The organism is Herbaspirillum huttiense (assembly GCF_004367745.1).
GTDB classification, from domain to species: Bacteria; Pseudomonadota; Gammaproteobacteria; order Burkholderiales; family Burkholderiaceae_D; genus Herbaspirillum; species Herbaspirillum huttiense.
Genome location: NZ_CP037993.1, coordinates 1,863,391 through 1,876,402, shown reverse-complemented (window position 1 = coordinate 1,876,402; position 13,012 = coordinate 1,863,391). Strand labels below are relative to the sequence as shown.

At 63.4% G+C, this 13,012-nt stretch carries 15 protein-coding genes; 1 reads left to right on the top strand and 14 read right to left on the bottom strand.

From position 1 onward, the window contains the following. Positions 1 to 8: 8 nt before the first annotated feature. From cysW to E2K99_RS08295, 11 genes are all read right to left on the bottom strand, one after another. Complete coding sequence (gene cysW / locus E2K99_RS08345) at positions 9 to 914, bottom strand: sulfate ABC transporter permease subunit CysW (RefSeq protein ID WP_134221941.1); 906 nt, start codon at positions 912 to 914, stop codon at positions 9 to 11. A 1-nt stretch (position 915) separates the two neighbouring features. After that, positions 916 to 1,806, bottom strand: coding sequence for a sulfate ABC transporter permease subunit CysT (gene cysT / locus E2K99_RS08340; RefSeq protein WP_134221940.1), 891 nt, complete (start codon positions 1,804 to 1,806; stop codon positions 916 to 918). A gap of 160 nt (positions 1,807 to 1,966) precedes the next feature. Continuing rightward, a complete protein-coding gene (locus E2K99_RS08335; RefSeq protein WP_134221939.1) occupies positions 1,967 to 2,548 on the bottom strand; it encodes an RBBP9/YdeN family alpha/beta hydrolase in 582 nt (193 codons plus the stop codon). A gap of 39 nt (positions 2,549 to 2,587) precedes the next feature. Beyond that, complete coding sequence (locus tag E2K99_RS08330) at positions 2,588 to 3,424, bottom strand: EAL domain-containing protein (RefSeq protein ID WP_134221938.1); 837 nt, start codon at positions 3,422 to 3,424, stop codon at positions 2,588 to 2,590. Positions 3,425 to 3,487: 63 nt separating this feature from the next. Beyond that, positions 3,488 to 3,703: a TOBE domain-containing protein gene (locus E2K99_RS08325; RefSeq protein WP_006464491.1), complete on the bottom strand. Its 216-nt coding sequence runs from the start codon at positions 3,701 to 3,703 to the stop codon at positions 3,488 to 3,490. A 245-nt stretch (positions 3,704 to 3,948) separates the two neighbouring features. Next, positions 3,949 to 4,782: an ATP-binding cassette domain-containing protein gene (locus E2K99_RS08320; RefSeq protein ID WP_134221937.1), complete on the bottom strand. Its 834-nt coding sequence runs from the start codon at positions 4,780 to 4,782 to the stop codon at positions 3,949 to 3,951. A gap of 30 nt (positions 4,783 to 4,812) precedes the next feature. After that, positions 4,813 to 5,652, bottom strand: a complete 840-nt coding sequence (ssuC, locus tag E2K99_RS08315) for an aliphatic sulfonate ABC transporter permease SsuC (RefSeq protein WP_134221936.1) — start codon at positions 5,650 to 5,652, stop codon at positions 4,813 to 4,815. A gap of 7 nt (positions 5,653 to 5,659) precedes the next feature. Next, complete coding sequence (gene ssuD, locus E2K99_RS08310) at positions 5,660 to 6,826, bottom strand: FMNH2-dependent alkanesulfonate monooxygenase (RefSeq protein ID WP_134221935.1); 1,167 nt, start codon at positions 6,824 to 6,826, stop codon at positions 5,660 to 5,662. A 48-nt stretch (positions 6,827 to 6,874) separates the two neighbouring features. Continuing rightward, entirely contained in the window at positions 6,875 to 7,858 is a 984-nt protein-coding gene (locus E2K99_RS08305; RefSeq protein WP_134221934.1) for a sulfonate ABC transporter substrate-binding protein, read from the bottom strand. Between the two features lie 112 nt (positions 7,859 to 7,970). Beyond that, on the bottom strand, positions 7,971 to 8,567 hold the full coding sequence (gene ssuE, locus E2K99_RS08300; protein WP_034329678.1) for an NADPH-dependent FMN reductase: 597 nt from the start codon (positions 8,565 to 8,567) through the stop codon (positions 7,971 to 7,973). Between the two features lie 63 nt (positions 8,568 to 8,630). After that, entirely contained in the window at positions 8,631 to 9,644 is a 1,014-nt protein-coding gene (locus tag E2K99_RS08295; RefSeq protein ID WP_034329680.1) for a sulfate ABC transporter substrate-binding protein, read from the bottom strand. Between the two features lie 331 nt (positions 9,645 to 9,975). Between E2K99_RS08295 and E2K99_RS08290 the strand changes: the two genes are divergently transcribed. Beyond that, on the top strand, positions 9,976 to 10,761 hold the full coding sequence (locus E2K99_RS08290) for an IclR family transcriptional regulator (RefSeq protein WP_034329682.1): 786 nt from the start codon (positions 9,976 to 9,978) through the stop codon (positions 10,759 to 10,761). Positions 10,762 to 10,779: 18 nt separating this feature from the next. Here E2K99_RS08290 and arsC read toward each other — a convergent pair whose 3' ends face one another. From arsC to E2K99_RS08275, 3 genes are read right to left on the bottom strand one after another with little or no spacing between them, the layout of a single operon-like run. Beyond that, positions 10,780 to 11,205 carry an arsenate reductase (glutaredoxin) gene (gene arsC, locus E2K99_RS08285; RefSeq protein WP_134221933.1) on the bottom strand — a complete coding sequence of 142 codons (426 nt, stop codon included), beginning with the start codon at positions 11,203 to 11,205 and terminating at the stop codon, positions 10,780 to 10,782. A 40-nt stretch (positions 11,206 to 11,245) separates the two neighbouring features. Then, positions 11,246 to 12,535, bottom strand: coding sequence for an arsenic transporter (locus tag E2K99_RS08280; protein ID WP_134221932.1), 1,290 nt, complete (start codon positions 12,533 to 12,535; stop codon positions 11,246 to 11,248). Positions 12,536 to 12,548: 13 nt separating this feature from the next. After that, a complete protein-coding gene (locus tag E2K99_RS08275; protein WP_134221931.1) occupies positions 12,549 to 12,905 on the bottom strand; it encodes an ArsR/SmtB family transcription factor in 357 nt (118 codons plus the stop codon). Between the last annotated feature and the right edge of the window lie 107 nt (positions 12,906 to 13,012).

The following is a 13,012-nucleotide window of genomic DNA, read 5'->3' as shown; positions in this document are numbered from 1 at the left end:
ATGACTCCTTAGACTTGTTCGCTGGCGCTGTGCTGCTGGTGCAGCCGCCACTCGATGACGCTCTTGATGGCCAGCGTGACCACGGCCAGGAAGGCCAGCAGCGACGCCACGGCGAAGGCGCCGGTGATGTTGAATTCGTTGTAGAGGATTTCGACCTGCAGCGGGATGGTGTTGGTCTCGCCGCGAATGTGGCCGGAGACCACCGAGACGGCACCGAACTCTCCCATGGCGCGCGCATTGCAGAGGATCACGCCATACAGCAGGCCCCACTTGATGTTGGGCAGCGTGACGTGCCAGAAAGTACGCCAGCCGGAGGCGCCCAGCACCAGCGCGGCTTCTTCCTCCTCGCTGCCCTGCGACTGCATCAGCGGGATCAGTTCGCGCGCCACGAAGGGGAAGGTCACGAAGATCGTGGCCAGCACGATGCCCGGCACGGCGAACAGGATCTTGATGTCATGCTCGCGCAGCCAGGGGCCGAAGTAGCCCTGCAGGCCGAACAGCAGCACGTAGATCAGGCCCGAGATCACCGGCGAGACCGAGAACGGCAGGTCGATCAGGGTCAGCAGCACGTTCTTGCCACGGAACTCGAACTTGGCAATCGCCCACGCGGCCGCCACGCCAAAGACCAGGTTCAGCGGCACGGCGATGGCGGCAGCGAGCAGGGTCAGCTTGATGGCAGACCAGGCGTCAGGCTCGGTGATGGACGCCACGTAGACATCCCAGCCCTTGCGCAGCGCTTCGTAGAACACCGCCACCAGCGGCACGAACAGGAACAGGGTCAGGAAAGCCAGTGCGATGCCGATCAGCAGCACACGCACCCACCAGGGTTCGGTGATGGCGCCGGGGGTCAGCGGCGGCTCGCCACGGGCAATCGCGTTGGCTTGCGGGGCAGCGGAAATGGGGGCAGCGCTCATCTCAGGTCCTTTCCGACTGGCCGCGCTTGCGGGTCCAGGCTTGCAGCAGGTTGATGGTCAACAGCAGGATGAAGGAAACCAGCAGCATGACCATCGCAATGGCGGTCGCACCGGCATAGTCGTACTGCTCCAGCTTGGTGACGATGAACAAAGGGGTGATTTCAGAAACCATGGGCATGTTGCCGGCGATGAAGACCACCGAGCCGTATTCCCCCGAGGCGCGCGCAAAGGCCAGCGCAAAACCGGTCAGCAAGGCCGGCAGCACGGTCGGGAAGATCACCTTGGTAAAGGTCTGCCAGCGGCTGGCACCAAGGCTGGCGGCGGCTTCTTCGAGCTCGCGCTCGGCTTCTTCCAGCACCGGCTGCACGGTACGCACGACAAAAGGCAGGCCGATGAAGGTCAGCGCCACCAGCACGCCCAGCGGAGTGAAGGCGACCTTGATGCCCAGGGGTGCCAGCAGCTTGCCCAGCCAGCCATTCTGCGAATACAGCGTGGTCAGGGCGATGCCGGCCACCGCCGTGGGCAGGGCGAAGGGCAAGTCCACCAGGGCATCAATGATGCGCTTGCCGGGGAAACGATATCGCACCAGCACCCAGGCCACGATGCCGCCGAAGATCACGTTGAGGAAGGCACCGATCAGCGAGACACCAAAGCTCAGGCGATAGGACGCCATCACCCGGGGCGAAGTCACCGCGTCGATGAAGCCGCCCCAGGTCAGGGTGAAGGTCTTCAAAAACAGCGCCGACAGCGGGATCAGCACGATCAGCGCCAGGTAGAAGATGGTGAAGCCCAGCGACAGCCGGAAACCGGGCAATACGCGCCGGTTGGCGCTGCCCGCCGAGCGGGCTGGCGCGGCCCCGGGGGCGGCAAGGGAAACAGGGGATGCGGACATGTCGTTCTCTTGTTATTACAAATGCGACTATAGGTGAGCGATATTCGCATCCGATAGTTATAAAGAGAACGAAGCTTTTTGCATGTCCTTAGAAGAAAAGCGCATAAAGCCGGGCTTGAATCCGTCTTTATGCGCTCATGGAGAGGTGAAGAAAAAAGCTTCAGGCGATGCGTTCGAGCAGCTCCAGCAGCCACTGCTGCCCTTCGGTCCAGTCGCCCAGGCCCGATTCGGAGTTGATATGCCCGCGCGCGCCCACCGAGCGGAACTGCGCGCCCCAGGCTTCGGCCCAGTGGCGGGCGCGCTCGGCACTCATCCAGGGATCGTTGTCGCTGCCCACGACCAATGCCGGATACGGCAGCTTGTGGCGCACCGCTGCGCTCAGGCTGAACTTGACCGGATCGGCCGGCGCCACCAGCAAGGCCGCCACGATGGGATGCGCGGAACCCTCGGAGGCCGCTTGCAAGGCCGCCGTCCGATGCACGGTGGTGAGACACCCGAAGCTGTGCGCCACGATCACCGTAGGGCGGCCATCGCGCGCCAGCACTTCGCCCAGGCGGGCCGACCAGCGCGGCAGGTCCGGAGTTTCCCAATCATCCTGCTTGACCCGTTCGAAGGCGGGATAGAGCCGCTGCCAGCGCGATTGCCAGTGTTCCGGGCCGCTGTCGGAGAGGCCAGGCGCCACCAGCACGCGGAAATCCGCCAGCCGGGCCGGTGTGGTGGAAGAAGGAGAAGTCAGACTCATGCAGGCCCCGCAGCGAGTGATGAAGTCATGCAGTATGCCTTACGCGGCATCCTTCAGGCCAAGCAAGGTGTCCGGCAGGCGTGCGGCCGGTACATCCCACAGATAGCCTTGGGCCAAAGTGGACTGGGCCAGTGCCTGACAGTACCAGGCCAGTTTGTCGAACACTTCCTTGTTTTCGACCCGTTTGAAGAAGATGCGCACCCCCTGCTCGGCCGCCCGCAGCAGCAGCAAAGCCGCGCTGTCGGGATCAGCCAGCTCGCGCGCATCGACCTTGATGAGATCCGGCTTGACCTTGTCCAGCAGGCCCAGTGCTTCCAGCGGGCTGTTGGCCGAAACGCCCAGGCGGAAACCGTTGCGGCGATAGTTGTCCAGCACGTAATTGAGCAGCCAGCGCTGGTTGGGCGTGACCACCGGCAGTTGCAGCACGATGCGTTCGTGCGGCAGTTCCAGCGCAGCCAGGATGCGGCGATAGGCCACGCCGTGATTGTTGTTGACGGCGGCCAGCAGGCGCGCGTGCACCGAGAGGTGCAGTTCCGGCGCGTCTTCGCCGACCTGGCGGTAATAGTTGATGGCGTGCAGCATGCGGCACAGCCGGTCCAGTTCCACCGACTCGTCGTCGCTGGCGGCCTGGTCCAGCAGTTTCCACAAGTGCAGGCCGTCGTCGACGGCCGAGTGACTGCGGGCGAAGGCCTCGCAGGCGACGATGTGGCCATCGTCGAAGCTGCGCACCGGCTGGAAGGCCGAGGTCAGCGACGTATTGAAAAAACGCCCTGCGGCGCGCCCCTGTTCATCCAGCCAGACCTTGGCGGACGGGGTGCCGCCAGTATGCTGCGCATCGAGGCGGGCCAGATAAGCCTTCAGTGCCTGATATGCCATCGGGCCTGCTCCTGAAAAAAAGACACCGCCCGGCCGGCATCACCGGCCAGGACGGCCAGACGATCACAGCTTGGCGATCGAGACTTCGGTGGCCTTGACCAGTGCCACCACTTCGCTGCCGATGGTCAGGCCCAGGTCCTTCACGGAGCGGGTGGTGATGACCGAGGTCACGATACCGGCCGGGGTTTCCACATCCACTTCGGACACCACCGAACCTTCGATGATGGCCTTGACCTTGCCCTTGAACTGGTTACGGACGTTGATTGCTTGAATGGTCATGCTCTGCTCCTTGATGAAACGGCGTCGGCACCTGCCGCGCCGCATGGGTTGAAATCAAATCGGATAAAACTCTAAAAAAAACTGTACGTAATCCATCAGAAGCCGTTCGGACTGAGTAGGCCCGTGAGGGCCGTATCGAAGACACACAGGCGCGCCTTCGATACGCGGCTATGCCGCTACTCAGGACGAACGGTAACCGTGGCACAACTTGGCCAAAACGGATGAATCTTTCATGGCGGTCAAACTCACACCGCCCACTGCACCTGATGTACGCCGCGTGGCGTGAAGAAATCTTCAGATGGCTCCGTAGCCGCCTCACTGCCGGGGTGCCGCAGCACGCGCGCCAGGATGGCTTCTTCCAGCGCGGCAAACTGGGCCTGGCCGCGTGAACGCGGACGCGCCAGTTCGATGCGCTGGTCCAGCGCCACGTGGCCATCCTCGATCAGCAGCACGCGATCGGCCAGGGCGATGGCTTCCTGCACGTCGTGGGTCACCAGCAAGGCGGTGAAACCGCGTTCGCGCCAGAGCGACTCGATCAGGGCCTGCATCTCGATGCGGGTGAGCGCATCGAGCGCGCCCAGCGGTTCGTCCAGCAGCAGCAATTGCGGGTCATGGACCAGCGCACGCGCCAGGGCCACGCGCTGGCGCTGGCCGCCGGAGAGCACCGCCGGCCATTCGCCGGCACGCTGGTCCAGGCCGACCTGGCGCAGGGCATGGAGTGCCTGCGGCGCGGCCTGCCTGGGCAAGCCCAGCGCGACGTTGGCCTGCACCCGCTTCCAGGGCAGCAGGCGCGCATCCTGGAACATGATGCGGATCTCGGGCTCGCCGCTGCCTTCGTGTTCATAGACGACCTCGCCGCCGCTGGCGCCATCGAGCTGGGCCACCAGGCGCAGCAAGGTGCTCTTGCCGCAGCCGCTGCGGCCGACGATGGCGACGAATTCGCCGGGTTCGATGTCGAGGTCGATGTCGTGCAGCACCGTGCGTCCGCTGAAGGACTTCGACAAGGCGCGCAGCCTGAGGCCTACGCCCCGGCCGGCGGCACGGCTGACTTGCTGGTGTTCCTGGGTGTCATTGCGCATGATGGTTTCCTGATGCATTCATGGAGCTCGTCATTGGTAGCCGGGGTGCCAGCGCAGGAAGTAGCGTTCCAGTGCCCGCGCCGCGGTATCGGCCAGCTTGCCCAGCAAGGCGTAGAGCAGGATGCCCACCAGCACCACGTCGGTCTGCAGGAATTCGCGGGCATTCATGGTCATGTAGCCGATGCCGGCCTGCGCCGAGATGGTCTCGGCCACGATCAGCAGCACCCACACCAGGCCCAGCGCAAAGCGCAGGCCGACCAGGATGGAGGGCAAGGCGCCCGGCAGGATCACGTCGCGATACAGCGGCCAGCCCGACAGGCCGTAGCTCTTGGCCATCTCGATCAAACCCTGGTCCACCGAGCGGATGCCGTGGAAGGTATTCAGATAGACCGGGAAGAACACGCCCACCGAGACCAAGAACAGCTTGGCCGTCTCGTCGATGCCGAACCACAGGATCACCAGCGGGATCAGGGCCAGTGCCGGAATGTTGCGCACCATCTGCAGGGTGGTATCGAGCAGCAGTTCGGCTGAACGCAGGCTGCCGGAGAGCAGACCCAGAATCAGACCGAGCCCTGCGCCGACCGCAAAGCCGGAAGCGGCACGGCCGCTGGAGACGGCCAGGTGACGCCACAACTCACCGGAGGCGGACAGATTCCACGCCGCCTTCAGGACCGCGAACGGTTCCGGCAGGATGCGGCTGGACAGCCAGCCGGCCTGCGCGGCGATCTCCCACCACACCAGCAGTAGCAAGGGCAGCAGCCAGCCGACCCAGGTACCACGCGGCTTGCGTGCGGCCCTGGCAGCGGCCTTGGGACGCGCCTGCTCTTGCGGCGCAGTGCTGGCGAGCACGGTATTGGTTGCACTGGTCATGCTGGCCTCAGCTTGCCGACACGCGCACCGGCGCGGGCTTGGGCAGTTCGGTATTGCCGACGATCTCGCCGAAGGGACCGGTCAGGTTGTGGCCGGCCAGGCCTTCGCGCTGGGCGCGCGGCAGCAGCGGGAATACCAGTTCGGCAAACCGGTAGGATTCTTCCAGGTGCGGATAGCCGGAGAGGATGAAGGTATCGATACCCAGGTCCGCATACTCCTTGATACGGGCAGCCACGGTCGGGCCATCACCCACCAGCGCGGTACCGGCACCGCCGCGTACCAGGCCGACGCCGGCCCACAGGTTGGGGCTCACTTCCAGCTTGTCGCGACGGCCGCCGTGCAGGGCGGCCATGCGGCGCTGCCCTTCCGAATCCATGCGGGCGAAGTTGGCCTGGGCCTTGGCGATGGTCTCGTCATCCAGGCGGCTGATGAGTTCGTCGGCGGCGCGCCAGGCGGCTTCATTGGTATCGCGCACGATCACGTGCAGGCGGATGCCGAAGCGCAGCGTGCGGCCGGCCTTGGCGGCGCGTTCGCGCACGCGGGCAATTTTTTCGGCCACGGCGGCCGGCGGTTCGCCCCAGGTCAGGTAGACGTCGACCTGTTCGGCGGCCAGGTCGATGGCTTCGTCCGAGGAGCCACCGAAGTACAGCGGCGGATACGGTGCCTGCACCGGAGGATAGAGTGCCTTGGCGCCCTTGACGCTGAGGTGCTTGCCCTCGAAGTTGGTTTCTTCGCCGGTGTGGGTCTTGGCCAGCACGTCGCGCCAGATCTTGAGGAATTCGTCGGACACTTCATAGCGCTCGGCATGGCTGCCGAAGATGCCATCGCTCTCCTGCTCGACCGGATCGCCACCGGTGACCACGTTGATGAGCAGACGGCCATTGGAGAGGCGGTCGAAGGTCGCGGCCATGCGCGCCGACAGGGTCGGTGCCGTCAGGCCGGGACGCACTGCCACCAGGAATTTCAGGCGCTGTGTCGCATCGATCAGGCTGGCTGCAGCTACCCAGGCGTCTTCGCAGGAACGTCCCGTGGGCAGCAGCACGCCATCGTAGCCCAGGGTATCGGCCGCCACGGCAATCTGTTTCATGTAGTCATGGGTCACCGGGCGCGCACCTTCGGAGGTGCCGAGATAGCGGCTGTCGCCGTGAGTAGGGATAAACCAGAAAACGTTCATGCTTGACTCCTGAGCTGCTGGACTAGAGGTGGTCGATGTCAGTGTTGTTTATTTGAGGACGGCGTCGCTGACCTTGAGCTGCTTGGGGATCAGCTTGAGTTCAAAGAAGGCGTCGGCGATCTTCTGCTGCTCGGCCAGCACCTGGGCATCGACCGGCTTGTAGACGTGGGCATAGCGCTTCAGGCCGGTCTGGATGATGTCGGCATCCAGGCCCTGGATGGGCGCCAACTGGGCGGCGGCTTCAGCGGTGTGGGTACGAACCCATTCACCTTCACGGGTGATCTCTTCCAGCAGGATCTTCTCGACCTGCGGATTCTTGGACGCGAAGGGACGTGCGCTCAGGAAGAACTGGTGGTGACTGACCGCCCCCACGCCCGAGGCCAGGCGGCGTGCGCCGACCTGCTTTTCAGCGGCGGCCTGGAACGGATCCCAGATCGCCCAGGCATCGACCGCACCGCGTTCGAAGGCGGCACGGGCGTCTGCCGGGGCCAGGTAGACCGGCTGGATGTCGCTGTACTGCAGGCCGGCTTTCTTGAGCAAAGCCACTACCAGCCAATGCACGTCCGAACCCTTGTTGAAGGCGATCTTCTTGCCCTTCAGTTCGGCCACGCTCTTGATGGGTGAATCCTTTTGCACCAGCAGGCCTTCGGCCTCCGGGGTCGGGATTTCATAGGCGGTGTAGACGAAGTCGGCACCGGCCGCTTGCGCAAAGACCGGCGGTGCTTCACCGACGTAGCCGAAATCGACCGAGCCGACGTTGAGCGCTTCCAGCAGTTGCGGACCGGCCGCGAACTCTGCCCACTTCACTTCCACGCCCAGCGGCTGCAGGCGCTTTTCCAGCGCGCCGTGGGCTTTGAGCAGCACCAAGGTATTGGCGGCTTTCTGATAGCCGATGCGCAGCAGTTTGGTTTCCTGCGCCTGCACCGGGGCTGTGCCCAGAGAGAAGGCCAGTGCGCCCAAGGCGATGGCCGAGAGGCGCTGCAGGGTGCGGCGACGCGGGAAATGAATGGTCTTGTTCTTGTTGGCGGACACGATGTTTTCTCCAGATTCCAGAATGCGGGCGTGCAGAGGGCCATCCGCTCTACCAGCCGGTTCTTTTTGCAAGTCGGATTGCGCTGCCGGATCAGGGCCGGCCAGCTTCAGCTCAGTACGAAACGCTGTACTGCAGCTGCGAGAACGGAATCTCGCGGAATTCTTCAGGTGCGATCTTGTGCAGCGCTTGCAGGCTGGCCGAGAGCTGCTCCACGCCTTCATTGACGCGGGCTTCGATGGGCGCATCCAGCACCAGGCCGTTTTCTTCACTCCAGGTGACCTGCGCCTCGGTGGCGTAGATGCTGGGCAGCACGTGCTTGGGGTTCAGCGACGACAGCACCGGGCGCAGCGCATAGTCCAGTGCCAGCATGTGCGACTGGCTGCCACCGGTGGCCAGGGGCAGCACCAGCTTGTTGGTCAGGCCGAACTGCGGCAGCAGGTCCAGGAAAGCCTTCAGGATGCCGCTGTAGGCCGCCTTGTAGACCGGGGTGGCGACCACCACGGCCGAGGCTTCTTCGACGGTAGCCAGGGCCGCCTTGATGTCCGGATCGTTCCAGTCGGCGCGCAGGATGGCCTGCCCCGGCAGGTCGCGCACATCCAGGCGCGCATAGCGGTGGCCCAGATGGGCCAGCTTGTCGCCGACGTGGTGCAGCAGACGGGTGGAACGGGAGGGTGCCGAGGGGCTGCCGGCCAGTAACAGGATGGTCATGTCGTGTGCTTGTGCTCAGGGGTGGATGGAACCGGCCGGGCCGGTCCCTCTTGCAGGTTCAGGTCACTTCTTGTTGGGTGCGTAGAGCTGGTCGAAAGTACCGCCGTCAGCAAAGTGCGTCTTCTGCGCCTTCTGCCAGCCGCCGAAATCCTTGTCGATGGTCACCAGGTTCAGCTTGGGGAATTGCGAAGCGTACTTGGCAGCGATCTTGGGATCGATGGGACGGTAGTAGTTCTTGGCGATGATTTCCTGGCCCTGTTCCGAGTACAGGTACTTCAGGTATTCCTCGGCCACCTTGCGGGTACCGCGACGGTCTGCCACCTTGTCCACCACGGCCACCGGCGGCTCGGTCAGGATGGAAACCGAAGGAGCGACGATGTCGAACTTGTCCGGACCCCATTCTTTGAGCGAAATCAGGGCTTCGTTTTCCCAGGCCAGCAGCACGTCACCGATGCCGCGCTCGACGAAGGTGATGGTGGCGCCACGGGCACCGGAATCCAGCACCGGCACGTTCTTGAAGAGCTTGGCGATGTAGTCGCGGGCGGCGTCGTCGCTACCGCCCTTCTGCTTGGCATAGGCCCAGGCCGCCAGGTAGTTCCAGCGGGCACCGCCCGAGGTCTTGGGGTTGGGGGTGATGACGGAGACGCCCGGCTTGATCAGGTCGCCCCAGTCCTTGATGCCCTTGGGATTGCCCTTGCGCACCAGGAACACGATGGTGGAGGTGTAGGGCGAGCTGTTGTGCGGCAGGCGCTTTTGCCAGTCGGCCGGCAGCAGCTTGGCCTTTTCCGAGATTTCGTCGATGTCGTAGGCCAGGGCCAGGGTCACCACGTCAGCGTCGATGCCGTCGATCACCGATCGGCCCTGCTTGCCGGAACCGCCGTGAGAAGCCTTGATGGTGACGTTGTCGCCGGACTTTTCCTTCCAGTACTTGGCGAAGGCCTTGTTGTAGTCGGCGTAGAGTTCGCGCGTCGGGTCATAAGAGACATTGAGCAGCGAAATATCGGCCGCGTGCGCCAGCGAGGCGGCTTGCGCCAGCACCAGGGCGGCGGCGACCGATTTGATGATCTTCTTCAGCATATCCGTTCCCGCATGTTCTGTTGTTTTGGAGCACACAGGTTAATGAGCCTGCAGACCAAAAAGAACGAATACTTTCTTCTCTCGATATGCGAAAAACAGATATGAAAGAACACGGCGCCGGAATAAGGATCCCGGTCTATATAACCAAAGTCTTGGTTGAGGGGACGAGCGTGCTGAAATCGTACCAGGCTGCCCTCCCCGCCCGACGCGGCTTTCCGGCCCTCACATCGGGCTATGTGAAGCTCTCGTCACGCAAGAAAAGCACGACCGGACTTTTTGTTCTTTTCACATTGTGGTATAACCTTCATATTGCAACGCACCAGGCCGCGCCATGAAAAAAGAAGCTGCAGGCGAGACAGAACAGATTTCAATCCAGGTCATCGAGCGCATGGTGTCGCTGCTCGACGCGCTGGCGGAGTATCCCGACCCGGTGAGCCTGAAGGAATTGTCGGCGGCGACCGACCTGCATCCGTCGACGGCGCACCGCATCCTCAACGACCTGGTCGTGAAGCGCTTCGTTGACCGCGTGGAACCGGGCACCTATCGTCTGGGCATGCGCCTGCTGGAACTGGGCAATATCGTCAAGAGCCGGCTGTCGGTGCGGGAAGCAGCGCTGGACTTCATGCGGGCGCTGCATCGCAAGACGCACCAGACGATCAACCTGTCGGTGCGGCAGGCCGATGAAATCGTTTATATCGACCGCTCCTTTTCTGAACGTTCCGGCATGCAGGTGGTGCGCGCCATCGGCGGCCGCGCGCCGCTGCACCTGACCTCGACCGGCAAGCTGTTCCTGTCGGTGGACGATCCCAAGAACGTGCGCGCCTATGCCACCCGCACCGGGCTGGCTGGCCACAACAAGAATTCCATTACCGATCTGACCAAGCTGGAGCGCGAGCTGTCGATGGTGCGCGCGCTGGGTTATGCGCGTGACAACGAGGAACTGGAACTGGGCGTGCGCTGCATGGCCGCCGGCATCTGCGACGACAGCGGCAAGCTGGTGGCGGGCCTGTCGATCTCGGCCCCGGCCGACCGCCTGCAGGATGAATGGGTGGATGACCTGGTCAGCACGGCCAGCCAGATTTCCTCGGCGCTGGGGTATCGCAAGGATCGCGGCTGAGCGCGACCCTCTGCAGACTCACCGGGCAGCAACGCGCTGGCCGTCCGCATTCACCACCACTTCCCCATCTTCCTTCGTGAACGGACCTTGCTGCGGATGCGGCAGGATGTCCAGCACCAGTTCGGAAGGACGGCACAGGCGCGTCCCCTTCGAAGTCACCACGAAGGGCCGGTTGATCAGGATCGGATGGGCCAGCATCGCATCGAGCAACTGCGCGTCCGTCAAGGCAGGATGGTCCAGGCCCAGTTCGGCATAAGGCGTCCCCTTCTGGCGGATGGCTTCGCGCACCGCAAGACCAGCCTCGCGGATCATCGTCTCCAATTGTTCGCGGCTGGGCGGGTGCTGCAGGTACTCGATGATGGTCGGTTCTTCACCGCTGTTGCGGATCATGGCCAAGGTATTGCGGGAGGTTCCGCAGGCGGGATTGTGGTAGATGGTGGTCATGGTGAATCTCTGTGTTGAAGTCGATTGCATCCCGGGATGCTCAGGCCCCGGCACCCAGCCTGAGCGCCAGTGCCGACAAGGTGACCAGCAGCACCGGCAGCGTCAGCAAGGCGCCCGTCCGGAAGTAGGCACCCCAGGAGATATGAATGTTCTTGCTGTCCAGCACATGCAGCCAGAGCAAGGTCGCCAGGCTGCCGATGGGCGTGATCTTGGGGCCGAGGTCGCAGCCGATGATGTTGGCGTAGACCATCGCTTCCTTGACCACACCTTGCGCCGACGTGGCGTCGATGGATAACGCACCGACCAGCACCGTAGGCATGTTGTTCATGATCGAGGACAGCAAGGCCGTCAGCACACCCGTGCCGAGGGTGGCACCCCAGACACCGTGCGTAGCGAATTCATTCAGTACACCGGTGAGGGCGTTGGTGAGCCCGGCATTGCGCAGGCCATAGACCACCAGATACATGCCCAACGAGAAGAACACCACCTGCCACGGTGCCCCCTTGATGACCGCACGGGTGGAAATGACGCGCCCTCTGCCGGCCACGAACAACAGGATCAATGCCCCGACAGCCGCCACCACACTGATCGGCAAGCCTTTTCCTTCCAGCCAGAAGAAGCCGGCCAGCAGCAGCGCCAGCACCAAGCCGCCGGCAATGAACGTAGCGCGATCGCGGATCGCGGAGGCGGGCGTGCGCAGCTGCGCCAGGTCGTAGCGGGCCGGCAGGTCGCGGCGAAAATGGATCAGCAGCACCAGGAGAGTTGCCGCCACCGAGACCAGGTTGACCGGCACCATGACCGAAGCGTATTGGGCAAATCCGATGTTGAAGAAATCCGCCGAAACGATATTGACCAGGTTCGATACCACCAGCGGCAAGCTGGCGGTATCGGCGATGAATCCCGCCGCCATGACGAAGGCCAGTGTCGCCGCCGGCGAGAAGCGCAGTGCCAGCAGCATCGAGATGACGATGGGCGTGAGAATCAGCGCGGCGCCGTCGTTGGCGAACAAGGCCGAGACCGCCGCCCCCAGCAGGATCAGCAGCACGAACAGCATGCGGCCACGTCCGCCGCCCCAGCGGGCTACGTGCAACGCGGCCCATTCGAAAAAGCCGGCCTTGTCCAACAACAGGCTGATGATGATGATGGCAACAAAGGTGCCGGTAGCGTTCCAGACGATATGCCAGACCACCGGGATGTCAGCGAGGTGGATCACGCCGCAGGCCAGCGCCAGGGCGGCACCGCCACATGCGCTCCAGCCGATGCCCAGTCCCTTGGGCTGCCAGATCACCAGCGTCAGGGTCAGCAGGAAGATGAATAAAGCGGTCAGCACGTTCTCTCCTGGCTCAACAAGGTTTGGCCGCCTCTCCAGCAATGCCGCTGGAGGGTTCGCAGCAGGCGGCAACGGGCGTACAGGGATTGCCGCCGCAGCAGTTGTCGGTCAGGAAGCGCAAGACTTCATTCATGCGGGAATAATCGGCCGCGTAGATGACGAATCGCCCCTCCTGGCGGGAAGTCACCAGTCCGGCGTGCGACAGTTCCTTCATATGGAAGGAAAGCGAGGACGGTGCGATGGCCAGGGCCTCGCCGATCTTGCTGGCGGCGCTGCCCGCAGGCCCGACTTGCACCAGATGACGGAAGATGGCCAGTCGCGATTCCTGGGCCAGGGCAGCCAGGGCCGCAATGACGGGGCCGGTTTCCATACGCTTCTCCTGTCAATTCAATATTTCAATTATTATTGAAATATTGAATTGATACAAGCGTTTTGAACACTCAGGCGTGGTGACAAAGCTTGCATGGCAAGCGACAG

What these genes read in the sequence shown, in the direction of transcription:
- E2K99_RS08335 (WP_134221939.1), bottom strand. Translation starts at nt 2,548, where the DNA reads ATGAGTCTGACTTCTCCTTCTTCCACCACACCGGCCCGGCTGGCGGAT.
- E2K99_RS08290 (WP_034329682.1), top strand. Translation starts at nt 9,976, where the DNA reads ATGAAAAAAGAAGCTGCAGGCGAGACAGAACAGATTTCAATCCAGGTC.
- arsC (WP_134221933.1), bottom strand. Translation starts at nt 11,205, where the DNA reads ATGACCACCATCTACCACAATCCCGCCTGCGGAACCTCCCGCAATACC.
- E2K99_RS08275 (WP_134221931.1), bottom strand. Translation starts at nt 12,905, where the DNA reads ATGGAAACCGGCCCCGTCATTGCGGCCCTGGCTGCCCTGGCCCAGGAA.
- E2K99_RS08325 (WP_006464491.1), bottom strand. Translation starts at nt 3,703, where the DNA reads ATGACCATTCAAGCAATCAACGTCCGTAACCAGTTCAAGGGCAAGGTC.
- E2K99_RS08330 (WP_134221938.1), bottom strand. Translation starts at nt 3,424, where the DNA reads ATGGCATATCAGGCACTGAAGGCTTATCTGGCCCGCCTCGATGCGCAG.
- cysW (WP_134221941.1), bottom strand. Translation starts at nt 914, where the DNA reads ATGAGCGCTGCCCCCATTTCCGCTGCCCCGCAAGCCAACGCGATTGCC.
- ssuD (WP_134221935.1), bottom strand. Translation starts at nt 6,826, where the DNA reads ATGAACGTTTTCTGGTTTATCCCTACTCACGGCGACAGCCGCTATCTC.
- cysT (WP_134221940.1), bottom strand. Translation starts at nt 1,806, where the DNA reads ATGTCCGCATCCCCTGTTTCCCTTGCCGCCCCCGGGGCCGCGCCAGCC.
- ssuE (WP_034329678.1), bottom strand. Translation starts at nt 8,567, where the DNA reads ATGACCATCCTGTTACTGGCCGGCAGCCCCTCGGCACCCTCCCGTTCC.
- E2K99_RS08295 (WP_034329680.1), bottom strand. Translation starts at nt 9,644, where the DNA reads ATGCTGAAGAAGATCATCAAATCGGTCGCCGCCGCCCTGGTGCTGGCG.
- ssuC (WP_134221936.1), bottom strand. Translation starts at nt 5,652, where the DNA reads ATGACCAGTGCAACCAATACCGTGCTCGCCAGCACTGCGCCGCAAGAG.
- E2K99_RS08320 (WP_134221937.1), bottom strand. Translation starts at nt 4,782, where the DNA reads ATGCGCAATGACACCCAGGAACACCAGCAAGTCAGCCGTGCCGCCGGC.